Raw genomic sequence first — 25,659 nt, forward strand, 5'->3', positions numbered from 1 at the left:
TCAAGCCTGTATGCTTTTTACAACACCAACATATAAAGGTGTAGTAAAAATTAAACAGGGGGAGTTTCATGAAGAAATCGATTATAAAATCGAGTGCAGGTGTTGCGCTAAGCTCGGCGTTATTATTGTCTCAAATAGGCACAGCACACGCTTTTAGTTTTCATAAAGGTGAGTTAAGAGGTTCTTTTGATACGGATGTAACGTATGGTATTTCAATGCGTACAGAAGATGCCGATAGTGATAATTTCGGCGCGCATGGTAATAGAATTTTTAAAGATGCTGGCGATGTGTTCAGTAATTCTATCCGTGGATCTAGTACATTAAGCTTAGAGTATGGCGATTATGGCATGCTGGCGCGAGGTAATTATTTTTATGACTATGCGTATGATAATGAAGATTTAGCTGACCAAGCGCATGATAAATTAGCGCGTGATTTGTCACTAACTGACTTAATGTTTTATGGCTATTTTGGTGATAATGATCAAGTTAACATAAGGGTTGGTAAGCAGGTTATTAGCTGGGGTGAGAATACCTTTATTCAAGGCTCAATTAATGATATTAATACTGTTGACGTAAACAAACTAAGACAGCCTGGGCTTGCACTTAAGGATGCATTTATTGGTACAAATGCTGCTTATGTTTCATGGAATATTGATGACGAGTGGTCTATTGAATCTTTCTACCTTTTTGAATTTGACCAAGTTCAATTAGATCCAGCAGGCTCATACTTTACTACCCTCGATGCAGTAGGTGCAGGCGGTGGTTTTGATACGGCAGGTGATGGTGTTGTCGGCGGTGTGGCCACAGGTGCAGCTAACCTACCTTTTGGTGCGCCTTCTGGAGCCTGTATTTCGCCTGATCAATTAGATGATTGCGGTCTAGTAGGTGGTTCTTTAGTAAGAGTGGGTGATAAGTTTGCTGAAGGTGGTCAATATGGTTTGGCAATTCGTAAATTCTTTCCAGAAGTATTTGGTGGAACAGAGCTCGCGTTGTATTACCAAAGTCTTCATGACCATACACCGATGATCTCAACATTTTACGGAACCGGTCAATTCTTTTTAGAATACGTAGAGAATATTGAGCGTATTGGTATGTCATTTAATACCAATATTTCTGGCTGGGCGATAGGCGGTGAGTACCACGTAAGAAAAGATGCGCCGATACAAATGACTGGTGGGGTGCTATCAGGATTAGGAGCAGCAGGCCCATTTCCAGCAGGCTTAGGACTATGTGGTACTTGTGCGGTAGGTGACGAGGTAACTGGATATGACTTCGTTGATAGGCATCAAATGCAAATGACCTTCCAACGTATTTGGGGTGTTGGCTTTATGGATGCAGATGCTAATAGCACCTTACTAGAAGTTGCGTATGGCTGGGTTGATGATTTGCCAACCAAAAATGAGCCGATTGTTGGTGGTGCCTTTAGATCAGTGTTTAATCCTCAAGTGACAGAGAGCTTTTGGGGCTTCCAAATTAAGCAAAGTCTTACTTATGAAGCAGCATTGTTTAATGTCGCATCCGTTTCTCCTTTTATCGCATTTAAATACGATGTTGAAGGTGTTTCCAATGAAATTGTTCCCCTATTTGTTGATGACCGAAAAGCGTTAACAATTGGTGCTAACTTTGGATACGGCGGGGGAACATGGACGGGTGGTGTTAGTTGGACTATGTTCGATGGCGGAAATGGCATGCTAAATCAAGCGGGTAGTCGCTTAAACGGCCGTACGGATCGTGATTTCATACAAGCAAATATTAGTTACTCATTCTAAATATTGTTAATTAAAATAATTTAAGAGAGTTTAAGAGAGTTTAAGGAGATAGGATGAAATTTTTAACATCAAGAACTAAAAAAACCATAGGCATTGTGCTGTCAGCGGCATTATTGCCCGGCATAGCGATGGCAAAGTTAACTGCCGAAGAAGAAGCGAAATTGGGCATTAATGATACTGAGTTAACCCCAATGGGGGCGGTGAGAGCCGGCAATGCTGAAGGTACAATTCCTGCATGGAATAGTGAACCGATGCCGATACCTGCTGGAGGAACTGTTGATAGTTTGGCAGACCCCTTTGCAGACGAAAAACCATTATTTACCATTACCGCTCAAAACTACACAGAGCACATGGATAAATTAACGGCTGGCCAAATTGGTTTATTTAAGCAATATCCTGACAGCTATAAAATGCACGTATACCCTACTCACCGTACAGGTGCGTACGATAAATGGGTATACGATGCAACCATGGCGCAAGCAAAAAATGTTGAAATGTGTGATGAATATGCAACGGAATCAAAAGTTTGCTTAAAGAACAATATTGCTGGTGGCGGTATCCCGTTTCCGATTCCTAAATCAGGTGCAGAAGCAGCATATAACCACTTTTTTTCTTTCAAAGGGCTTGCAAATGACCGAATGATTAATGGTGCTTTAATCGATTCAAATGGAAACCGTACCGACGTGATTATTCGGCAGCGGACGATTTCTCCTTATTGGTTTTCAGCAGATTCAGAAATCAGAAGTGTTAAATGGTACAACCGTGATGGCATCGCTATGTTGTGTGACTCTTGGCAGGTTGAAAAACCACCGCGTTCATCAGGCTTAGTATTTGGTGGCTGTAACTATGTAAATGATTTTGATTTTCAAACTTATTTATATGTTCCAGGACAACGCCGTGTTCGTAAAGCACCGGAAATTGGTTTCCATGATAGCCCATCATTTGCGTCAGATGGTCAGCGAACAGTAGCCAGTCGTTGGATGCACTATTTTGGTGGTAAACATACCCGCTTTGATTATGCTAAACCTGTTAGAAAGGAAATATATGTTGCATACAACAATTACAAACTAGGTAATAAAGACTTGCCTTTTGATGAAATTTTTGGAGAAGAGCATATCAACCCAGAAGTTGTTCGATATGAGTTGCACCGTGTATGGGTTCTTGATTCGACATTAAAAGAAGGGCAGCGTCATCTTTATAAACGTCATACCGCTTATTTTGATGAAGATACTTGGTTAGGTGTCGCATTTGAAGCATATGATGCGAAAGATCGTTTATGGCGTGTGGGTGAGCAATACAATGCCTTCATTCCTGGACCAAATGTCGCAGGTCCATTAGGCGATATGCAAGTGGACTTGATTAATGGCCGATACACAACCTTCCCATACTGGCAGTACCAAGCAGGTAAAGAAATGGGCTTTGGTGGTCAGAAAGTGGTATCAAAAGAAGAAGATATTGGCTTCAACATTGACATTTTTACACCGCAAGGCTTAAGAAAGTTTGGCCGGAGATAAGAAGCGCAGCGTTGTTTTAAATGATTAGATTAGGACCGAGGCTAGACAGTTTAGCTTCGGTCTTTTTTTGAATTTTATAGGTAATAATTATGATGTTAAGAATTATTTTATGTCTAATGCTGTTGATGAGTGGTTCTGCGTTGGCGGAAACCCTTGCTAGACCAGCATTGGAGATGCCATTATCAACGAAAGCAATTTTCCTTGATTTAGATGTTAATGAAGATAAAGTTTTTGCCGTCGGAGAAAGAGGCATTATTTTAAGTTCGACTGATAGCGGAAAATCTTGGAAACAAATTAAGTCGCCAGTAGATGTGACGTTAACGGGGGTATCATTTTCCTCAAAAACAACGGGTTGGATTGTTGGCCATGAATCGACTATTTTGCAAACAACGGATGGCGGAGAAACTTGGGTTATAAAGCGTTATAAACCGGAAGAAGAACGGTTTTATATGTCGGTAAACTTTGTTAGCCCTCAGCAGGGTTATGTACTAGGCACAGATGGCGAGCTTTGGGTAACCGAAGATGCGGGAGAAACGTGGAAGTTGACGTTATTATCCGTAGAAGAATGGTATCAAAATCATCTCTTTGCGATCGAACAAATTATGGATACATCGCTGGTTGTTTCTGAACGTGGTGGAATTTTTTATTCAAAAGATAAATTTTCGAATTGGCAAGTTGTGCCTTCTCCTTATGAAGGCTCGTTTTTTGGTGTTAATAAATTAGCAAAGGATTTTGTGGTTTTTGGCATGAGTGGCAACTTATATTTGCTTGATTCTGAGACTTTAGAATGGAAAAAAATTAATAGTAAAACAGATCAGTTTTTATTGGGCTCAGCGATAACAGATGATGCTAAAAATCTTTTAGTCGTTGGACGTGGTGGGATTATTTTGGTGATTAATGGTCAAGGTGAATTGGTGAATACAGTAGAAAGTAAGAGCCGGGCCGACTACACCGCGCTAACTATTCACGGTGAGAATGTTTATTTATCATCAATGTCGGGCGGTATTGAAAAAATGTCAATCAGTGAATTAACAAAATCAGACAGGGGTGGTAAATAATGAGTATTAAACATGAATCAACCTTAGTGCATAATATTTCTGATTTTATGGCAGATGCTTTATTGAAGCATCGTTTATTATTCTTAACTCTTGGTCTATTGGTAACAGTATTTTTATCCTATCAAGGGTTCAATCAACAGTTGTCTCCAGGGTTTGATAAGGCTATCCCCTTGTCACACCCGTACATGAAAACCTTCACAAATTACCGTGATGAATTTGGTGGCGCAAACCGTATTACCATTTTTGTAGAGAATAAAGATGGTGAGATGTTTACGCCCGAGTTTTTTACCGTGTTGGAAGGCATCACGTCTGAAGTCTTAGTGATGGATGGTATTGACGCGCGGACCGTAACCTCATTGTTTACTCCAAACGTTAACTATGTCGCTGTTAGTGAAGAAGGGTTTACGGGCTCAAGAATCGTAGCCGCCGACTTTATTGCAACACCTGAACGTATTGAAGAGGTTAAAAGTAATCTTTTTAAGTCTTCTGAAATAGGTAAAACAGTTGCGAAGGATCTATCGGGCGCTTTGGTGATTGCCGATTTGGTCGAAGTTGATCCGATTACAAAGGAAAAAATTGACTATGAGTTGTTTGCTGAAAAATTAGACAAAATCAGAGCGACTTATGAAACAGAAGAAACCGCTATTCATATTATTGGTTTTGCGCCATTCATAGGCGATGTGATTGATGGTGCAGAAGGCGTAATTAGCTTTTTTGTTATTACATTAATCATTACCTTTATTTTGCTACACTTTTTTGCAGGCTCAATGAAACTGGCGCTGGCAGTGATTGCGACAGCATTGATTTCTGTCAGTTGGCAGCTGGGGTTGGTCAAAATATTAGGTTACGGTGTTGACCCTATGTCAATACTGGTTCCGTTTTTAATTCTAGCTATCGGCGTTAGTCATGCAATTCAAATGACCAATGTTTGGCGGATTGGCGTTGTTAATGGCGAAGATTCGGTCGGTGCGGCACGTCATGCTTTTTATAAGTTATTTATACCGGGTGCTACAGCACTAGTTTCAGATGCAGTAGGTTTTGGCGTTATTGTCTTGATTGATATTCCTATCATTAGAGAGCTTGGAATAATCGCTAGTATTGGGGTAGCGGTGATGCTGTTAACCAATAAAATCATGCTACCTATTTTATTGTCGTATATTAAATTGACTGATAAGGAATTAAAAAGGGCTGAAGGAAGTATTAAAGGCGCTGACCATTCTTTTTGGGCAATGCTCTCAAAATTAACAGATAGACGGTATGCAACAATTGTATTGGTGTTTGCCTTTGGCCTGAGTGTTTACACTTTATCAGTTCAAGATCAACTGATTGTCGGCGATGTTGAAGCAGGTGCACCTGAGTTCTGGCCAGATTCTCAATATAATTTGGATGCTAATGCGATACAGGAAAACTTTTCTGTCGGCTTGGATGAATTGGTGATCTTAGCAAAAGCCGATCAAAAAGGGTCTTGTGTTAATTTCAGTATTATGCAAACGATCGATGACTTTGTTTGGCAGATGAAAAATGTTGAAGGCGTGCAGTCTGTCAAGGCTCTGTCTCAAGTGATTCGTGAGCGTAATATTGGTAACTACGAAGCGAACCCTAAGTTTTTGGGTATCCCACGGAATGAGAAAATGATATCAGCTAATATCTACAGAGTAGAGATGTCTCAGGCATTATTTTCAAATGATTGTACGATTATGCCGGTAACAATTTATCTTACAGACCATCGAGCGCAAACATTAGACCGTGTAATGGATGCAGTCAAAAATTTCAGAGAGCTCAATACAAATGAGCATGTCGACTTTGTACCTGCGATGGGTAATGCAGGCATCATGGCGGCAACAAATGAAATTGTGGCTAAAGCGCAAGCTCGAATAGAACTTATTTTGTTTGCGGCAGTGGGTATTTTCTGCTTTGTAACATTTATGTCTATCAGAGCAACAATATGTATTGTTGTACCCTTAGCTCTAGTTGCTTATTTAGCAAACGTTGTCATGGTTTATTTAGGGATAGGGTTGAAAGTATCTACCTTGCCTGTATTAGCAATGGGTGTTGGCGTAGGGGTTGATTACGGCATCTATTTGTTCGCACGGATGAGGGCTCACATGACAATGGGAGAGTCGTTACAGAAATCGTATTATGAATCGTTAAAAGAGGTGGGAACGGGAGTCGTCTTTACATCAGTGACGATGACCATTGGTGTAGCAACTTGGTACTTCTCAGATCTTAAGTTTCAGGCAGATATGGGTATCTTGTTAGCGTATATGTTCTTCGTGAATATGTTGGGCGCTATTATTCTTATTCCGGCGCTGGCAAGTTTCATTTATCCGCTTAAAGACAGAGAAGGAACGGTGCAAGAAAGTAACTAAAAATGCTAGCGGCAGAAGGTTCTAAAACCTTATTCTTCAATAGCTTAATAAAGGAGTATTCTTATGAGAAGTATGCTTGATCGTTTAAAGTGGCCTGCAGATGCAGGTTGTACGGCGGTGCCTTATTGGGTGTTTAATAATCAAGAAGTTTACGACCTTGAGCAGGAGAAAATTTATAATGGCCCAACATGGAACTTTTTAGCCGCTGACGCAGAACTGCCAGAAAAAGGTAGCTTCAAATCAACCTATATTGGTGATACCCCTGTTGTGGTTACCCGTGGGCAAGATGATGAAATCTATGCTTGGGTTAACCGTTGTGCTCACCGTGGCGCTGAGATTTGTCGAGAGCGTCACGGTAAGTCTGAAGATGGTGCATACACCTGCGTATATCACCAATGGGCTTATGATGCGAAGGGTGACCTTCATGGGGTCCCCTTCCAGCGTGGACTCGCTGGCAAAGGTGGCATGCCAAAAGACTTTGATAAAAAGAAGCACGGTCTTCGTAAGGTCCGTGTAGTTAATTACCATGGTGCGATTTTTGGTACCTTTAGTGATGATACACCGGATATTGAAGAATATATGGGCGATGATGTTAGCTACCATATGCGTCGACTTTTAAATAAGCCGATAGAAATACTAGGTACAACTAGACAGTATATTAAAGGGAACTGGAAGTTCTACGCTGAAAATACCAAAGACCCTTATCATGCAAGTTTATTGCATCTCTTTCATGCAACTTTTGGGCTGTATCGATCGTCTCAACAAGGTGAATCAATCGTTAATAATAAAGTTCACTGCTTAATTTGGGTTAAGAGTTCAGAGGAAAAGAAAAGTGCTCTGGACGATGTTAAGAAAGAGAACCTTAGAACGATGCAGCAAGGAAATTATGCATTAGCAGATGAGTCTTTACTAGCAGGCCAGCAGGAGTTTGAAGACGGACATAGCTTGGATATATTATCGATGTTTCCTTCGTTAGTGTTGCAACAAATTCAAAATACCCTCGCTTTTCGTCAGATCTTACCAAAAGGTAAGGATGAATTTGAGTTAGTCTGGACTTACTTTGGTTATAAAGACGACACAGAAGAGCTTAGAAATATTCGTTTAAAGCAATCTAATCTTATTGGACCTGCTGGACTTATCTCAATGGAAGATGGTGAATCAACAGAGCTATGTCAAAAAGCGATAGTTCGGGATGGGGAATACACTAGCGTGATAGAGATGGATGGTAAAGAGCCTGAAGGAGCAAAGCATCTAGTCACGGAAGGAATGATTCGTTCAATGTGGCAAGGGTATCGAGAGATGATGGGCTTTTAAGTATTGAATAAAATGAAGAGGTATGAATTCTAAAACAATAAAGCCCAGATGAAAGTCTGGGCTTTATTGTTTAATCGATGCGTTGAGAATGGGGCCTAGTCATCAAACATGCCGTCGAAGAATAGTTTAGTTAAATTATTAAATGCTTTTTTCTTTTCAATTTGAACCCAGTGGCCGCAATGGTCAAAGACATGCAATTGCGCATTAGGGATTCTATCTATTAAATGATATGCATTATTCAGAGGAATAAAAAAATCTTCTCGGGCATGGGTGACCAGCATTTGGTGGTAAATATTATTTAACTCGTCGTCTGATAAAACAAACGCATCAATACCTTTTTTTGTACCACCGCTAAACATGGCTTCAAACTGAAGGCGTACTTCATCTTTCATAACGTTATCGAAGCGTTGAGCAGCAATGCTAGCGATATCATTGCCAAGTAAACCCGGGTCAAAAAGAAATTTAGTAATTAAGTATTCTAAAGCCTCTTTGGAAGGGTCTTTATAAAACTCCCACCCTTTAGTGAGGCCTTCGGTAGGGGCAAATGGAGCACCTACTGGGCCCATAAGAACCGCTTTTTTAAAGCGTTCAGGGTGCCTGTTAAGTAAATGAAGGGTAACGCCACCGCCCATGGAATTGCCGACAATATGTGTTTGCTCAATCCCTTTAGCATCTAATAAATCTACTTGTTGTTGCACCCAAGTATCAATCCAGTGGCTGGTTCCATTGGGTGGGCAGTCATGTTGGCTAAGGCCAAAACCTGCAATATCTGGTGCAAGGCAATGGTAGTTCTCGGCTAGAAAAGGCAGTGCATATTGCCAGTTTGACATGGCGTTAGCACCAGGGCCAGAACCATGTAGCAATAAAATACTGGTGTCCTTATCGGTTCCTGCTTCATTTAAAAACGTATTAAAAGAACCGGTTCGGATGTTTGATGTTTGCATAGCATTCCTTATTTCTAAAAGTTTGAAGTTATAGTGTTTCTAAAGATAGTTAACAACGCTAGTTTAAGAGCAATAAGTTGTTTAAAGAAAAATTGTTACATTAAAAAAATGATTATTTCTAACTAGCGTTCAGTTTGTTTAACTGGTTATAATCAATTGTATAAATAAATGCAAATTAATGAGATCCAGGAGAGAACATGTTTCCCAAAATGAATGCCCCAGATAGTATTAAAAGAAAAGTTAGTATAGTCGCTCGCTATACCACAATCCCTATATTGTTGTTTTCTACTACACCTGTTATTGCTCATTTTTTAGGTGGGGGGTATTGGTATTTGTTAACCCTTGCTGTATTTGGTATCTGTATGATACTTGACCCGATTGTAGGAGATGATCCTATTAATGCACCAGAAGAGATGGAAAAAGAATTAGAGGAAAGTTCTTTTTTTCGCTTTATGCTTTGGGTCTATGTCCCGATACAGTTTCTAATTACTTTGTTTTGTTATTCATTGATAACAAATACGCCAATGGAAATGTTCACCGTATTAGGTGTAAGCTACTACCCACTCAGCACAGCAGAAATGGTTTTCTTAGCCCTTTCTTTGGCCTTTGTTACGGCAACAGGTGCAACTCCAGGGCATGAGCTGTGTCATCATGGGAACCAGTTTGACCGTTTTATGGGTCAAGCCTTGATGACGCCAATTAGTATGGCTGATTTCTATGTTTATCATAATTTCCATCATCATATTCATGTAGCGACCCCACTAGATCCTGCAACGTCCCCATATGGTGAAAATTTTTGGAGGTTTGCACTTAGAAGTACAGTATTAAAGTCAATTACCGCATGGAAAGTAGAAGCGGAACGCCTTGGCCGAAAGGGTTCAAGTTGGATAAGTTTAGATAATAAAATGATAAAAATAACCATGGCACAAATCGCATGGTTTTCACTACTTGTTTATCTTTTTGGCTGGATTTCATTGCCGTTATTTATTATGCAATATCTTTTCCCAAGGCTGCTATTAGCCACAGCAGACTTTGCAGAACACTATGGTTTGATGCGTAAACAGCTTGAAGACGGTAGCTATGAAAAAGTAAGGGCAGAACATGCTTGGGATGACAGTATGATTATTAGTAGTTTTTTTATGTGTCAAATTGATCGGCATTCAGATCATCACGCGAATGTAGGTCGGCCTTATCAGATATTAAGGGTGATGGATAAGGCACCACGTTTACCATTAGGTTACCTAAATATCTTATTTGTAACGATGTTTCCTCCTTTATGGAGAAAAATCATGCATCCAATTATTGAAGAGTTTTATGACACAGCAGATATCGTGCCTTATGCATTGCCTAATACCTTGCCCGAGCGTTTTCTTGATAGAGCGGTTATAGCAGAGAAGTAGAGCGACAAATTAAGAAAGGAATAAAGGCCTTTTTCAGTGCAAAGGCATACATAGGAGAGCAATATGGTAAATAACATAGATTACAATCACCTGATTCAATCGGACAAGGTTCATGGGTCTTTATATACATCAGAAGATATCTATGCTGATGAAATGGAAAAGATTTTTCAAAATAGCTGGTTTTATGTCGGGCATGAAAGTGAAGTCAAGGAAGCAGGCGACTTTATTGCAAGGGATATAGGCCGCTCAGCATTGATCATGGTCAGGGATAAAGATTCTACAGTGAATGTAATGGTGAATCGCTGTGCGCATCGAGGCAATAACTTATGTAATGAAATGGAAGGCAATAAACGCAATTTTTCTTGCCTATACCATGGTTGGGTTTTTGGCTTAAATGGTGACTTGTTAGACGTACCTTATCCTGATGGCTTTACTAAAGAGAAAAAAGACCATGGGTTACAGACATTAATTACAGATAGTTATCGGGGGTTTGTTTTTGCAAGCTTTAACGAACCAACGATAAGTTTTGATGACTACTTGGGAAATGGTAAGCAGCTGATAGATCGGGCCTGTAACCTGTCTCCAGAAGGTGAGGTAGATTTAACAGGTGGTTGGGTGCGTCAAAAGTTTGATGCAAACTGGAAAATGCTGCCCGAGAATGATACGGATGGTTACCATGTAAACTATGTTCATCAATCATTTGTTCAAGTTATTCCTTCTCAATATAACGAGTTTGTGGGCGGAGAAGACACCAACCAAGGGGTGATCAGAGACTGGGGCAATGGCCACACGGAAATTGATTTTGCCGCAGGCTATGTCAATACACTTGATTGGCTGGGCTCAACGGTTGAAAAGTCCAAATCATATGTTGAAAAAATGCACGCGGCATATGGCGAAGAAGAAGGCAACAAGCGGTTGTTTGATGGGCCGCCACATGCTTGTATTTTCCCTAATTTATTTTTAGCAGAAATGAATATAGTTATTTTCCAGCCGACCAGTGTTAACTCTTGTGTGCAATGGAGCACGCCGATGTTTTTAAAGGGGGTGCCAGAGTTGAACTTTAAGTTACTGAGACAAAGCGAAGGCGCATTAGGCCCTGCTGCTTTTTTATTGGCAGATGACGCAACGATAGCTGAACGCGCGCAAAAGGCGCTTCAAGCCGGTACACCTTGGTGTGATCTAAGTAGGGGAATGGATCGAGAAACGGTAAGAGATGATGGTGTTAAGGAGTCGCGAATGAGTGATGAAACGTCAAACAGAGGTTTTTGGCACCACTATCGCTCAGTAATGTTGGGAGAAAAGTAGCATGGGGAAGCAGGTGGCATTTGAGGTAACCAAAGAGCTTGAAGCCTTTATTATTCAAGAGGCGAAGTATGCTGATGAGGGACAATACCAGGCATGGTATGAATTATGGGCAGAGGACGCCGTTTATTGGGTGCCGCGCAAAGATGGTGACGATCCAGCGAAAAAGGCATCACATTTATACGATAATTATTCGAGGCTAACAACAAGGGTTAAGCAACTCAATACCGGTAACCGATTTAGCCAAGTACCTATTTCCGGTATGCGTCGTGTCATCTCAAATTACGAGTTCTTTAACGACAATGATGACAAGTTTAGGGTAGAGGCAAATTTCTATTTACCAGAATATTCTATTCAATCGGTACATAGTTTTAGGATATGGTCTGGTCGGTATACATATATCCTTAGCCGAAAAGGAGATAGCTTTCAAATACACTTAAAGAAAGTTAATTTAGTGAATGGGCTTGAACCTATACCAACACTGTCTTTCTTAATTTAGACTGATGAGCAGGAAGCCTTTATCAGCCGTTACCGGCCTTGGGATGACTGAGTTGTGTCGCGATTACACGGTGGCTTCATGGGAGTTAGCCGTTGAAGCAATTGGTATGGCGATTAGCGATGCAGGCTTAAAGCATCACGATATTGATGGATTGCTGATTAATAAAAGCCCCATTGAAGATTTATCGGCAATGCCGATGGACCTTCAGGATTATGCTGGCCTTAGGGATTTAAGTTTGCTGAATGTTGTTGAAGCAGAGGGTAGCTCAATGATCCAGACACTACAGCAAGCAACGATGGCGATTCAATCTGGCTTGGCTAAAAAAGTGGTGTGTGTGTTTGCAGATACCCCTTTGCAACCAGGTGGTTCTGCCGCAGAATCCTTTGCAATCGCAATGCCGATGATGGGTAAATTGGGAACCGAGGTCGCGAATGGTTTTTACAGCGCGATAGCTGCGTATGCAATGGCTGCCCAGCGATACCTAGCGGTATACAACAGAACAACTGATGATCTTGCAGCAGTAGCAATTGCAAACCGAGAATGGGCAAGGCTTAATCCGTTAGCCAAAATAAAAAAACCGATGACGATGGCAGATCATCATGCATCACCGTGGCTCGTTGAACCACTACGGATGCTGGATTGTGCTTACCCTGTCAATGGGGCAATTGCTGTGGTGGTCAGTGATGTAGAAACCGCAAAAGCGGCCAAAGAATACCCTGCTTATATCTATGGAATGGGGCAAGGCCATAAAGGTAATACCAACCGCTGTGGCTATCAGCCTGAAATAGAAACGGGTGCAAAAATGGCTGCACAAACAGCGTTTAAGATGGCATGTGTCACGGTAGATGATATTGATGCCTGTGAATTTTATGATGCGTTTAGTATTTCCACGTTAATAAATTTAGAAATGTACGGTTTTTGTGAACCAGGAAAGGCGGCACAATTTATTGCAGAAGAAGGTATCGGTCCGGGTGGGCAATTACCCGTTAATACTGGCGGGGGGCATCTATCTGGCTATTATATGCAAGGCGCGACAGCGGTCTCAGAAGCTGTCATGCAATTACATAACCGTGCAGAAGGTCGCCAATTAAATACACTCAATAATATGTTAGTCACTGGTTATGGTGGACGGATGCAGTTCCATGCGGCGTTAGTTATGGGGCGATAGGAGGCACGATGGAATATCCAAAAGAAGATATTATTTGGCCAACGGTAGTTGATATTGCAAAACCTTATTATGAGGCAATGCAGCAACATAAGTTACTTATTCAGCATTGTTCGTCCTGCCAAACCAGTCTACCACCTGCACAAAAAGTGTGTGATGAGTGTGGTGGCAATGAACTCGAATGGTTTGAAGCTAAGGGCACGGGGGTTATATATAGTTACGTGGTTTTTCACCGTAGTTTTCACCCCTATTACGATGACAAAATACCTTATACAGTGGCCTTAGTTGAATTAACGGAAGGTCCACGAGTTATGGGCCATATAGTAGCGAGTGATGGGCAGCCATATCAAGTTGGTACAGCGGTGAGAGCACACTTTAAAAAAATAGATAAAAAAAACGAGTTGCTTTATTTTAAATTAGATGGGGAGGAGCATTAATTGACAACATTAGTTAGAGATTACCTGGTTCGTGCAGCGAAAGCGATGCCAAAAAGAATAGCTTTTTATGAAGGAGAAAGGTCTATCGATTGGGCTACGCTAAATGAGCGGGCGTGTCGGTTTGCAAAAGCCTTACAAACCAAAAATATTGGCAAGGGCGATGTGGTCGCTATTTTGTCTCACGAGCACATTGAAGTTTATGAGGCTTTTCATGCCTGCTTAAAATTAGGTGCGCCACGGGTCGGTGTTAACTGGCGCTATTCTCCTAAAGAAATGTTGTATGTCATCCATAACTCAAAAGCGAAAGTAGTATTAGTACAAGCTAACTGTGTGCCATTGATGGGCGATGTTGCCGAGCAATTGATATCCGAAGGTGTTTTATTGATTGGTTATGGTGGAGATCACAACCTGCCTTATGACTATCAAGAGTTGTTGGCAAAAAGTGATGGTAAGGTTGACCTGCCCGTACTTGAAAACGATGACTTGGCAGCCATCAGTTATACATCGGGTACCACAGGTTCGCCAAAAGGCGTGCTTTTATCCCAGCATGCGCTTAAAGACGCGATGATAAATACGGTGTTAAACATGGGACTCACGCCAGATGATGTATGGTATGCACCCACGTCATCGGCTTGGATTACCTTTGTACTCATAACAATGAATACAGTTAATGGAATGACATCAGTGCTTCCAGAGGGTGACTTTAATGTTGATCAATACTTTGAACATATTAATAAGAGGAAAGTAACGGTAACCATTATGGTGCCATTGATGATGCGCCGGATGATTCAAATCATGGAAGAAACGGACATTAAAATCCCATCCGTGCGACTAATAACCTATGGTTCATCACCAACAACGCCACAGTTAATCCGTAAAGCTGCTGAGACCTTCAACTGTGATTTAATGCAAATGTATGGTGTTACCGAAACCACAGGTGGTTGGATTTGTTTTATGAGACCAGAAGATACTGAAAGAGGTCTAAATGGTGAGGACCATCTTCTTCGTTCATGTGGTCGGCCAGCATTACATTTTGATATAGAAATTCGTGATGATAATGGCGTCGCTTTAGAGCCAAATACTAGCGGTGAAATTTGGTTAAAATCTGATACCTTAATGAGTGGTTACTTGGATTTAGAGGAGCAAACCAAAGAAGTGCTTAACAAGGGTTGGCTCAGAACTAATGATTTAGGCTATCTAGACGATGAGGGCTTTCTTTACCTAACGGATCGTAAAAATAACCTTATTATTACTGGCTCGGCTAATGTTTTTCCAAGCATGGTTGAAAATGTTTTAGATGAACATCCTAATGTTGCTGAAGTAGGTGTTATTGGTGTGCCACACCCTGAATGGGATGAGGCGGTGGTCGCGTTAATTATTGCCAAAGATAAAGCTGCGTTTGATTGCGATGAAATGGTTGCATTTAGTAAAGCAAGAATGGCAAAGTTTGAAGTGCCCAAACATATCGTACTAGTAGACGAGTTGCCAAAAGGGTTGACGGGGAAAATGCTTAAAAAAGATATGCAAGCGATGTTTAAAGATGGTCGTCTGTCGGTGCCATGGGACTTAGCTTAGGAAATACCTGCAAGCAGTTATCTGCAATTAGTTATTCGGTAAGAAGCTTGTCAGCTAACTGAAACATGGCTGTCATTTTTGAGTGTTAATGTTTGCGATATATTTTATTGCGAATAACTACTCATATGCCTGACACTGATGTCTTCTATACTGCGCTTGCTCTATTATCCTTTTTCTTTTTAATAAAAGTCTCAACACGACTGAAGCTTTCTAGGGCTAAGCATCCCTCTGTCCGAGGACATTCAAAATGGGCTAGGCGAATTGCTAAATGGGTTCCTTATTTTTCTTACGATGAAGAGGCATTCTTTAGTAGCGATGAAGCTCCAATAGCTGTCGTTAATCAACGAAAAAAGGGTTTTAAGCAGCTAAGTGAAAGCTTAGCCTGCCACTCGCCAAAATCTACCGGGTTTTATGCCAGCTTAGAAGACAGTGTATCGGATGTACGCTTTACCAATTTATATCGGGTTCCCTATCCGTATCGTAACTACCTTGGTGAGCATATAAAACCAGCCTCAATTGTCACTGAGTCCTCAGGTGTTATGCTGAAGGATCTCGATGGTCGCTGTGGAATTGACCTGAGCGGTTCCTATGGGGTGAATGTTTTCGGCTACGACTTTTATAAGTCTTGCTTGAAAAAAGGGTTCGAAAACGCACAAAACCTTGGCCCTGTCCTAGGGCCTTATCACCCAATAATTAAAAATAATGTTGAAGAATTGAAGCGAATATCTGGTCTTGATGAGGTGTCGTTTCATATGTCTGGTACAGAAGCAGTTATGCAAGCGGTACGCTTGGCTCGTTATCATACCGGTAAGCGATATTTAGTTAGATTCTGTGGTGCTTATCATGGCTGGTGGGATGGGGTTCAGCCAGGCATTGGCAACCAACGTAAAACTAATGATGTTTATACATTACGTGATATGAGTGAACGTACGTTGAGTATTTTACGAACACGACGTGACATTGCCTGTGTGTTGGTTAATCCGTTGCAAGGGCTGCATCCAAATTCAGATGCCTCAAGTGACGCTATGTTGGTTAATAGCGAAAGAGCGGCGGCCTTTGATAATACAGCGTATAGCGAGTGGTTACAAAAACTTCAGCAAGTGTGTAAAGAGCGCTCCATTGTATTAATTTTTGATGAGGTATTTACCGGGTTTAGGCTCTCTCATAAAGGCGCGCAAGGTTTTTTTGCTGTGCAGGCCGATTTGGTTACTTATGGTAAGACCGTCGGTGGCGGTTTACCGGTGGGTGTTTTATGTGGCAGGCATCATTTAATGCAGCGTTTTAAAGAAGATCGGCCGGCGAATGTGTCTTTTGCGCGTGGCACGTTTAACTCACACCCGTACGTTATGACCAGTATGGATGCTTTTTTACAAGCACTGCAAACAGCAGAGATTCAACGCTCATATCAAGTGCTAGAGCAGGTCTGGAACGATAGAGTGCAGCAGATGAACCAAGCATTAAAGGAAGCGAATGTGCCAGTCAAAATGGCCAACCTCAGCTCTATTCTCACTGTTTTATATACCCAACCGAGTCGCTATAACTGGATGTACCAGTATTACCTCAGGAATGAAGGCATCCTGCTGAGCTGGATCGGAACAGGGAGGCTGATTATGAGCCATAACTTTACTGATGAGGAATTCGCTGAGGTGATTAAACACTTCGTATCGGCTGGCCTAAAGATGAAAAAAGATGGCTGGTGGTGGCAGCATTCGGCATTAACGAATAAATGGATAAAAAGGCGGATGTTGAAGGATATGGTGAAATCGGTATCAGCAAAAAGGTTAGTGAAAGAGGCGAAGCGATGATTGACTTTACATCGAATGCGGTTATTAGTGATTTTCGCCAGTCATTAAAAGATGAGTTTGGGGAGTACCTGAGTACAGCACAAGAAGGCTTGGATTACGAAAACTGTCTGAAGATTGATTTTCACTGCCATGATCACAATAGTGATGTGCCCGATGAGCTTTGGGGAAGAATCCTTGGCTTACCAGAAACATGGCTTAAGACGGATAACTTGGTTAAATGTTTACATAAAAATGACTGCGACGTTGTGACGATAACCAATCATAATAATGCTCGGTCATGTTGGGAGTTAATTGCTGAAGGGAAGGATGTGCTGGTAGGTACTGAATTCACCTGCTATTTTCCTGAATATAATTTATTTGTTCATGTGTTAGCGTATGGTTTTAATGCAGAGCAAGAAAAACACCTTAATAAAACACGCGAAAATATTTACCAATTTTTAAAATTCGCAGCTGCTCAAAATATACCCGTTATATTGCCTCACCCGCTTTATTTGTATACACGTGATAACAATATCGATCAGGCTTTATTCGAGAAATTAGCGGTCATATTTCAGCGTTATGAAGTGCTCAATGGTCAACGAGATTTATGGCAAAGTGTTTTAACCTTAAATTGGGTAAAAACGTTAACGCCTGAAAAAATCAATTTGTATGCTGAAAAGCACGGCTTAACGCCCAGTGACTTTGCTGTTGACCCTGACAAACCCAAAGTATTAACGGGTGGCTCGGATGATCATATGGGGGTGTTTGCAGGCGAATGTGGGTCGTACCTCTATGTGCCAAATTTAGCGCAGCGCTTGAAAACAGAAAAACCTTCAGTGTTAGCCTTAGAGGCGTTAATTGAGGGCCGTGTCGTGCCATTTGGTTATGTGGAAGAAAATCAAAAACTGAATATCGCCTTGTTGGACTACTTTGTACAAGCCGCCGTTAAAATAGAAGACCCCGGCTTACTTAGACTGTTTTTTCACCGAGGAGAAACATCAGATAAAGTAGCCTGCTTTATTATTGCGAACTTATTGTTGGAGCTAAAAAAGAGTAAGAACGCTCAGAATTTTTTTAAATTTATTCATAAGGCGCTGCAAGGTAAAAAACCAGGCAAACTGCTGTCTTGGAAGGTAAAAAAAGATTATAAATTTTGTATCGAGCATTTAACGCGTATCGCAGATAGTAAAGGCGGGTCGCCGAATGTTTTTGTGAATACAGTCAATAGCTCTGTTCAGGTACTCTATAAAAAACTAAGTTTATTAATTGTACAGAGGCTAAAGACTTCATCGGTTGGATCGGGTAAGCAGTTAAGCAGCTTTTCTACCGCGGATCTGACCAGTAAGTTTGAAATTCCCAGCCAGCTAACGGCGCTGTTTTATAAAGACAAACCCCAGCAAGATTCCATCAGCAATATTAATATTGGTGAGCTATTAGACCATCTATCGTTTCCTATGTTGGTGAGTATGGTTCTCTTTAGTGCAACATTTGCTAGTACACGGTTGTTATACCAAAACAGATCATTCCTTAATGACTTCTCAGAGCGTTTAGGGTGTAACCAACACCCTAAACGTGCGCTTTATTTAACCGATACGCTCAGAGATAAAAACGGTGTTTCTAATTCATTGTCAGCCAAACTTAAGGAAATTCAGCAGTCAGACTTGCCAATTGATTTTCTTGTTTGTAGTACTGATATTGAAGAAGAGGCACATTTATATGTCGTTGAGCCAATAACAACGTTTAGTGTTGGGAAGTTTGGTGAGCAAGAACTTAGAGTGCCTGATTTTCTTGAAGTGGCGAAGGTGTTTTATGAAGGGGGTTATGATCGAATTATTTGTTCAACCGAAGGCCCTATGGCGATTGTTGCACTGGTACTTAAGCATATGTTCAATGTGCCGGCATTCTTTTTTATGCACACTGACTGGGTCGAGTTTATTAAAAATACCACAGACCTAACGCAACATGAATTAGATAGAGTTAGGCGCGCACTTCGCTTCTTTTATAAGCAGTTTGAAGGCGTTTTTGTGCTTAACACGGAGCATCAGTCATGGCTCACTGGGCACCATATGCAATTAGAAGAAAGTCGGGTGCACCTAACTGCACATCACGTCGGGAAATTTGATGATATGCAAGTCACGCCATTGAGAAAAGAAGGGCTGTTTAACGATGCAAACAGTGAGACGCCGGTGCTGCTTTTTGCCAGCCGCTTAAGCAAAGAAAAGGGCATATTCGATTTGCCGTTTATTTATCAAGAACTGAAAAAAAGGCTGCCAGATATTCGCTTTGTGATAGCCGGGTCTGGGCCAGATGAAGACGAATTAAAGGCTCAAATGCCAGAGGCAAATTTCCTTGGGTGGGTGGATAAGCAAACAATGGCAGCTGCTTATGCAGGGCTTGATTTAAAAGTGTTCCCATCACGTTTTGATACGTTTGGAAATGTTGTTTTAGAAGCATTTACCCAAGGCATGCCAGTGATTGCATACAATACAAAAGGCCCCAAAGATATTATTGAAGATGGAATTAATGGGTTTTTGGTTGAAGATAAGCAGCAAATGGTTGAGCAAATAGAGCAGTTTTTTTCAAGCAATGTTAATAAAGCGGCGATGCGAGAAAATGCCCTTAATAGATGTCAGCAATATCAAGCGGAGCCAATAATGGCTGAATTTATGACAAACCTCGGCCTTAACGATTAATAAAAAAGTGAATGTCGTTGAAGGTTAGTGCGGCTTGAGACAGATGATTTCTAGGCTAACGCGAATGGAACGGTTAAATTTCTTATTAACAAACCGTATACCCCGTAAACTTTTCACTCACCTAATGGGTTGGTACAGCAAGATACAAAGCCCAACGCTAACAAGCTTATCCATCAGTATTTGGCGTATTTTTTCACCCGATTTGGACTTTTCCGAAGCAAAAAAACATAGCTTTAATTCATTGCATGAGTGCTTTATTCGCCAACTAAAAGAAGGGGTAAGGCCGATAGATACGTACAAAGGAGGCGTTGTTAGCCCTTGTGATGGCATTGTTGGTAGTCATGGCAAGATCGATAATGGGGTGGTCTACCAGGCGAAGGGTTTTCCCTATCACGTTGCCGATTTAATTCCGGATAAGGCGCTGCAGAAACGGCTACAAAATGGCTGTTATGTAACGTTAAGGCTAACCTCAACGATGTATCATCGTTTTCATGCACCCATCGATTGCGAGGTAGATAAGGTTACATATATCTCGGGTGACACATGGAATGTAAACCCAATTGCTCTGACCCGGATTAAGAACTTATTTTGTAAAAATGAGCGAGCGTTTATAGAGTTAAAAACAGGGCACAAAGATGAGTGTCTTGTGCTGGTGCCCGTTGCAGCTATTTTGGTGGCTAGCATGCAGTTTCACTGTTTAGCAGCCCCCCTGAATCTTCGCTATAAAGGACCTAATGTCTTGCCTTGCTCAGCCCTTTATAACAAAGGGGATGAGATGGGTTATTTTGAACATGGCTCAACTATTTTAGTTTTTGCCTCCAGCGAATTTGTAATAAACGAAGGCATTAGACAGGGCGAGTGTATAAAAATGGGTTCGCCGCTGTTACATAAAGCTACGTTTCGATAGTAATTAAAAGCTATTACAGTTCGCTAAACGGTCATGAGGGTGACATGCTAATGTCATATAAAGACGGCAAGCTGGTGTAAATTAATGATTGGAATTTCACCATGGGTTTTTTTGAAGAGCTACGTCAACAGCGCTGGGATGATCACCGTTACTATCATCATAATAGAGTAAACCAAGCGCTACATCTTTTTAGTGCAATGAGTTTTCTACTTAGTTATTACTACTTGTTTAAAGACCCAGTTGTTGCGGTTATGGTTGGTTGGTTAATTGCAATGGTGTTAAGGCAGATAGGGCACTTCTTTTTTGAACCTAAAACCTATGATGATGTTAATAACGCATCACATGAATATAAAGAGAAAGTGAAGGTGGGTTATAACCTACATCGTAAAATAATTTTATTGAGTGTTTGGCTGCTGTCGCCTCTATTTTTATTGATAAGCCCTAGTTTTTTCGGCTTATTTGAACACGCCTCATCGAGCTATGATTATTTATACAACACCTCAATTCTTTGGTTGATTGTTGGTATTGGCGCTATTTTATTTAGAACGATTCATTTGTTTTTTATTATGGGCGTTCAATCCGGTTTGGTCTGGTGTAGTAAAATTATGACAGACCCGCTTCACGACATTTATATCTATTACAAATCTCCGTACCTTTTATTAAAGGGTGATATGTATGATGAAATGAGTGATTGGTATGATGAAGATTTACAGGGCAGTCTAAAGAAAAATGGCCGTGTGGGCTAGCGAATGAAAATAGCGATAGCAGGTGCAGGCTATGTAGGCATATCGTTAGCTCTGCTACTGTCACAACGTAATCAGGTTGTTATTTTTGATATTTCAGCAGAGAGAGTTACTTTATTAAAACAGAAAAAATCGCCTATAGACGATTCAGACGTTAAGCAGTTTTTAAAGGATGACAGTCTTTCCTTGGTGGCTACCAACGATCAATATGAGGCGTATAACGAGGCTGATTATGTCATTATTGCCACGCCCACCAATTACAATGTGGATACCAATGCTTTTGATACCTCTTCTATAGAAACGGTTGTTGGCGATGTTTTGAGCATTAACCCTGAGGCTGTGATGGTTATTAAGTCAACGATTCCAGTTGGCTATACCTATAAAGTAAGGGAGCAATACGGTACAAAAAACATACTGTTTTCGCCGGAGTTTTTACGCGAAGGAAAAGCACTGAATGACAATTTGTACCCTTCTCGCATTATTGTTGGTGAAAAATCAGAGCGAGCAAGGCTGTTTGCTAAGCTGTTGGTGGATGGTGCAAAACTGCCGGCTGATGAAATACCGATATTATATACACACTCAACGGAGGCCGAAGGGGTTAAGCTGTTTTCAAACACCTATCTGGCAATGCGGGTTGCCTACTTTAATGAACTCGATAGCTATTGCGAGTTACATCAATTAGATACGCGTCAGGTGATTGAGGGCGTTGGTCTAGACCCAAGGATTGGCAAGCATTACAACAACCCGTCATTCGGTTATGGCGGCTATTGCTTACCTAAAGATACCAAGCAATTATTATCGAATTATCAACAAGTGCCGAATAACTTAATTAAGGCCATTGTTGATGCCAACAATACGCGTAAGGACTTTATTGCCGAGCAAATTATAAAAACCCAGCCAAAGGTGGTGGGTATCTATAGGCTTATTATGAAGCAAGGCTCCGATAACGTTCGTTCTTCAGCCGTGCAGGGTATTATGAAGCGTATTAAAGCCAAAGGCATTGAGGTGATTGTGTATGAGCCAGTGCTGGAGGTGACGAGTTTTTTTAATTCGCCGGTCATAAGCAATTTGGATTCTTTTAAAAGCCAAGCGGATCTTATTGTCGCCAATCGATTATCAAATGATTTACACGATGTGCTGTGCAAAGTGTATACAAGGGATTTATTTGGTAATGATGCATAGGTGAGAGCAGAATCGTTGCAGCCAATATAAGCTTATTTATAACGCACAGTTCTTTCAAATAAAATTAAGCACAGGTAGCTTGCCGAACCGTATAGTTGTGGGTAAGTTGCCTGCTTCAATTGATCAAAAACGCAAAGGGTTTGGAACTAATATTGGTTTTCGCTGAGAAGAGGCTCTTTTTTATGAAAGAGCCGATAAAAAGCTGGCTGCGTACTCTATGAGTATATACATATCAGCTATTTATCGGCACGTATGACGGTTTTAGTTGTATTGAGCGTCTTCCATAAAGGCTTCTATCCACATTTTGCATAGTGGTGAGCGAACAATGTCTTCAACTTGAAACTCAATAATAGGAACCGGTAAGTTTAATTTGTTGATCAGTTGTAGAACTTTGTGTAAGCCATTGGAGCCCATGATGTCAGACTGCATAATATCGCCATTGATGATGACTCGTGAATTGTCGCCAACACGGGTAACAAACATTTCCATTTCTTTCGGGCTGGTATTTTGTGCTTCATCTAAAATAACAAATGCATCATTAAACGATCGTCCGCGCATGGTTTCAAAAGGGGCTATTTCTAAGTTGCCGTTTTTAAGCATGGTGTCATAGGTTCCCTCGCCTAATTGCTGCCGAATAACATCGGTAAATGGGGCCACCCAAGGCGCCATTTTTTCAGTTAACGTGCCAGGGAAAAACCCCAGTGACTCCGATGCAGATACATTAGGCCGGGTTAAGACAATTTTGTTAATTTCGCCATCAAAATACATACGTGAAGCTAGCGTAGCCGCTATGTATGTTTTACCTGTACCGGCGGGGCCCATCACGCAAACCATATCATTTTCAAAAATGGCTCGAATATACTCTTTCTGGGTGAAATTTTTAGCCAATATTTCCGGGCGGTTATCAACGACATAGAACTTTTCCTTTTTACGACGGGCGCTCATAAAGTTATCTCCAGATCATTTAGGGGGGGGTAAAGCGAGTGATGATTAAGTATTAGGTCGAAAATAAGTAGATGGCTTGCTACAACACATATGAAAATACTAAGGAAGTTGAAGAGCGCGATTAATGCACCCTTATCCATATTGTTTAAGCTTATTAGACGTATATGCCTGACTGTATTTTTCTTTGGTCTATTAAATACACCGTGATGGGTTATCGGTTGAGGCTTGTTATCTGCGCGCAAGTTTTTAGCAAAGGTGGCACTGTGAGCTAATGATGAGGGAGCATTAGCGACCAATGTCATCGACCTTGGTTTTTTTGAGTTTTGCTACTACCTGACGCAATCACGCTATTCATTCGAACAATCCCTGAAGCCAGTATTAAACTTAAATAGCTAATGTAGTGATGTTTTATCACAGTTCTTTAAAGCTGTATAGCCGTCATGACGGTTGATTTTGGGCTTATTTAGGTTGAAGGTTTTTTTTGCTAGACTAAGAAATAAGCATGGTCAGCTTTAGTATGGGTATTCTAAGCATTATTCTTGATATTTTACTGAGTAAGCATATAGAGCAGCCGTTAAACTGCACGATTAGTAACGAATATAAAATTGAGATATCAAGATGATGAAAGCATGTACAGCGGTATTGCCCAGTAAAAAACTAGTTTGGTTGATGCTTATTGTCTTCAGTCTTCTTTTGGAATCGGTTGCGTTAATTTATCAGTATGTTTTGGATTACCCTCCTTGCGTTGTGTGTATTCAAATACGAATTTTACTTGTTGCGATGATTGTCATTTCGTTAATAGGGCTGTTATTAAGGGCTTATATGCCTTCACGCTTTGTTGGTTTATTGGCCTTGTTAGCTGTGAGTGGTGTTTCTATCGAGCGCTCTTGGATGTTATTGGGCACAGAGCGGGGCTTTATTTTTGGCAGCTGTGGTTTTGATTTAGGCTTGCCAGCTTGGTTAGCGCTTGATGAATGGCTGCCGTTTGTTTTTAAAGTACAAACAACATGTGGTTATACACCTGAAATAGCGTTTGGCATTACGATGGCGGAAGCCTTATTGGCCTTTTTTAGTGTGATGGCCTTATTTATTGTTTATTTATTATTTGTTATTGCGAAACCAGCTGAATAGGGCTTTATCGACAATAGTGTATCGTTTAGAGCAATATTGCGATGCTAAGCAACAAGGGTATCGATACTACAACGGCAACATTGCTTGCTAGATAAAGTGGGTGTTTGCCAATGCGCTCTTTATGTTTTATCGCACCATATAAAGCAACGCATGCCAGTGGCATAGGCGTTAAGGCAATCCAACTTTGGCTGGGCAAATAACCAACAAAAACATTAGCAGTAATTATTAACATTGTTAAAAGTGTGAATAAACCGTAAATAAAATTACTTAGGTTAAAGCCGTAGGCAATTGGAAAGTGGTTGCGCCCTATTTGAGCATCGGCTTGTATATCGGGGTATTGATTAAGCAGTAATAGGTTATTAGCGAGTAAAAAAGGAATTACGCCAATGACAAAGCTTTTAGCCAAATATTCGCCGGTTAATACAAACTGGGTGCCCACGACCATCAAAATGCCAAAGCCTATCCCCGGTGTGAGGAGGCAAATGATGGGGCGTTTATTGATGTATTGAGTATATGTCAGTATCAAGCCTATTCCAATCAGTCCGATCGGCAATAATCGAATGCCACAGTGCGAGAGGAAAAAACAGCCGATCAAAGTGGTTAGAAGGAGAGAAAAAATGCCAATATAGAAGACCATATTGGCATTGTCAGGATGTTGAGGTAAGGCACCACTGCCACCTGAAAAAGGTGTTTTTATCGTGATTGAATCTAGCCCGCTTTTGAAATCAAAATATTCATTAAGGGTGTTGACGCTGATGTGGGCCAATAAAGCGCCGGTTAGTGCCAGCAACAGAATGGGAATGCTAATGTCTGGCTGGCTAGAGATCGCAATACTGGCTCCTAGGAACACACAAGCCATCGTTAAAATCAAGAACGGCAACCTCATTGATAAAGTGGCGACGGCGAGCATCATGGATTAAGAATGCTA

The 25,659-nt window shown here is 41.0% G+C and carries 20 protein-coding genes; 17 read left to right on the plus strand and 3 right to left on the minus strand.

Features of this window, described 5'->3' with window-relative positions:
* Positions 1 to 68 precede the first annotated feature (68 nt).
* From CPC19_RS01800 to CPC19_RS01820, 5 genes are all read left to right on the plus strand, one after another.
* On the plus strand, positions 69 to 1,769 hold the full coding sequence (locus tag CPC19_RS01800; protein ID WP_015007002.1) for a DUF1302 domain-containing protein: 1,701 nt from the start codon (positions 69 to 71) through the stop codon (positions 1,767 to 1,769).
* 53 nt (positions 1,770 to 1,822) lie between these two features.
* Positions 1,823 to 3,283 (plus strand): DUF1329 domain-containing protein, encoded by a 1,461-nt coding sequence (locus CPC19_RS01805; RefSeq protein WP_015007001.1) that lies wholly within the window; start codon positions 1,823 to 1,825, stop codon positions 3,281 to 3,283.
* Positions 3,284 to 3,372: 89 nt separating this feature from the next.
* Positions 3,373 to 4,341, plus strand: a complete 969-nt coding sequence (locus CPC19_RS01810; protein WP_016391038.1) for a YCF48-related protein — start codon at positions 3,373 to 3,375, stop codon at positions 4,339 to 4,341.
* Complete coding sequence (locus CPC19_RS01815) at positions 4,341 to 6,710, plus strand: RND family transporter (protein WP_016391039.1); 2,370 nt, start codon at positions 4,341 to 4,343, stop codon at positions 6,708 to 6,710. Before CPC19_RS01810 ends, CPC19_RS01815 begins: the two co-directional genes overlap by 1 nt.
* A 63-nt stretch (positions 6,711 to 6,773) precedes the next feature.
* Positions 6,774 to 8,024, plus strand: coding sequence for an aromatic ring-hydroxylating dioxygenase subunit alpha (locus CPC19_RS01820; protein ID WP_015006998.1), 1,251 nt, complete (start codon positions 6,774 to 6,776; stop codon positions 8,022 to 8,024).
* Between the two features lie 95 nt (positions 8,025 to 8,119).
* Here the strand turns inward: CPC19_RS01820 and CPC19_RS01825 are convergent, their stop codons facing one another.
* Positions 8,120 to 8,968: an alpha/beta fold hydrolase gene (locus tag CPC19_RS01825; protein ID WP_016390783.1), complete on the minus strand. Its 849-nt coding sequence runs from the start codon at positions 8,966 to 8,968 to the stop codon at positions 8,120 to 8,122.
* Between the two features lie 197 nt (positions 8,969 to 9,165).
* Between CPC19_RS01825 and CPC19_RS01830 the strand changes: the two genes are divergently transcribed.
* From CPC19_RS01830 to CPC19_RS01880, 11 genes are all read left to right on the plus strand, one after another.
* Complete coding sequence (locus CPC19_RS01830; RefSeq protein ID WP_016390784.1) at positions 9,166 to 10,368, plus strand: alkane 1-monooxygenase; 1,203 nt, start codon at positions 9,166 to 9,168, stop codon at positions 10,366 to 10,368.
* Between the two features lie 63 nt (positions 10,369 to 10,431).
* Positions 10,432 to 11,673 carry a Rieske 2Fe-2S domain-containing protein gene (locus tag CPC19_RS01835; RefSeq protein WP_016390785.1) on the plus strand — a complete coding sequence of 414 codons (1,242 nt, stop codon included), beginning with the start codon at positions 10,432 to 10,434 and terminating at the stop codon, positions 11,671 to 11,673.
* Positions 11,674 to 11,686: 13 nt separating this feature from the next.
* A complete protein-coding gene (locus CPC19_RS01840; RefSeq protein WP_223253208.1) occupies positions 11,687 to 12,169 on the plus strand; it encodes an aromatic-ring-hydroxylating dioxygenase subunit beta in 483 nt (160 codons plus the stop codon).
* A 4-nt stretch (positions 12,170 to 12,173) separates the two neighbouring features.
* Positions 12,174 to 13,337 (plus strand): thiolase family protein, encoded by a 1,164-nt coding sequence (locus CPC19_RS01845; RefSeq protein WP_016390787.1) that lies wholly within the window; start codon positions 12,174 to 12,176, stop codon positions 13,335 to 13,337.
* An 8-nt stretch (positions 13,338 to 13,345) separates the two neighbouring features.
* Positions 13,346 to 13,771, plus strand: coding sequence for a Zn-ribbon domain-containing OB-fold protein (locus CPC19_RS01850; protein WP_015006992.1), 426 nt, complete (start codon positions 13,346 to 13,348; stop codon positions 13,769 to 13,771).
* Positions 13,772 to 15,346: a class I adenylate-forming enzyme family protein gene (locus CPC19_RS01855; RefSeq protein WP_016390788.1), complete on the plus strand. Its 1,575-nt coding sequence runs from the start codon at positions 13,772 to 13,774 to the stop codon at positions 15,344 to 15,346.
* Positions 15,347 to 15,471: 125 nt separating this feature from the next.
* Positions 15,472 to 17,151 carry an aminotransferase class III-fold pyridoxal phosphate-dependent enzyme gene (locus CPC19_RS01860; protein WP_016390789.1) on the plus strand — a complete coding sequence of 560 codons (1,680 nt, stop codon included), beginning with the start codon at positions 15,472 to 15,474 and terminating at the stop codon, positions 17,149 to 17,151.
* Positions 17,073 to 19,823 carry a glycosyltransferase gene (locus CPC19_RS01865; protein WP_016390790.1) on the plus strand — a complete coding sequence of 917 codons (2,751 nt, stop codon included), beginning with the start codon at positions 17,073 to 17,075 and terminating at the stop codon, positions 19,821 to 19,823. Before CPC19_RS01860 ends, CPC19_RS01865 begins: the two co-directional genes overlap by 79 nt.
* Before the next feature lie 64 nt (positions 19,824 to 19,887).
* Complete coding sequence (gene asd / locus CPC19_RS01870; RefSeq protein ID WP_016390791.1) at positions 19,888 to 20,730, plus strand: archaetidylserine decarboxylase; 843 nt, start codon at positions 19,888 to 19,890, stop codon at positions 20,728 to 20,730.
* 101 nt (positions 20,731 to 20,831) lie between these two features.
* Positions 20,832 to 21,476, plus strand: a complete 645-nt coding sequence (locus CPC19_RS01875; protein WP_016390792.1) for a hypothetical protein — start codon at positions 20,832 to 20,834, stop codon at positions 21,474 to 21,476.
* 3 nt (positions 21,477 to 21,479) lie between these two features.
* The gene (locus CPC19_RS01880) at positions 21,480 to 22,655 is read left to right on the plus strand and encodes a nucleotide sugar dehydrogenase (protein WP_016390793.1); all 1,176 of its coding nucleotides are present in this window, start codon (positions 21,480 to 21,482) and stop codon (positions 22,653 to 22,655) included.
* A 261-nt stretch (positions 22,656 to 22,916) separates the two neighbouring features.
* Here the strand turns inward: CPC19_RS01880 and CPC19_RS01885 are convergent, their stop codons facing one another.
* Positions 22,917 to 23,600, minus strand: a complete 684-nt coding sequence (locus CPC19_RS01885; protein ID WP_016390794.1) for a PhoH family protein — start codon at positions 23,598 to 23,600, stop codon at positions 22,917 to 22,919.
* 618 nt (positions 23,601 to 24,218) lie between these two features.
* On the opposite strand from CPC19_RS01885, the gene CPC19_RS01895 reads away from it, so the two are divergent.
* Positions 24,219 to 24,731: a disulfide bond formation protein B gene (locus CPC19_RS01895; protein WP_016390796.1), complete on the plus strand. Its 513-nt coding sequence runs from the start codon at positions 24,219 to 24,221 to the stop codon at positions 24,729 to 24,731.
* Between the two features lie 25 nt (positions 24,732 to 24,756).
* On the opposite strand, the gene CPC19_RS01900 is transcribed toward CPC19_RS01895, so the two are convergent.
* A complete protein-coding gene (locus CPC19_RS01900) occupies positions 24,757 to 25,644 on the minus strand; it encodes a prenyltransferase (RefSeq protein WP_016390797.1) in 888 nt (295 codons plus the stop codon).
* Positions 25,645 to 25,659: the final 15 nt, after the last annotated feature.

Source organism: Cycloclasticus sp. PY97N, from assembly GCF_002443175.1.
Classification (GTDB): domain Bacteria; phylum Pseudomonadota; class Gammaproteobacteria; order Methylococcales; family Cycloclasticaceae; genus Cycloclasticus; species Cycloclasticus pugetii.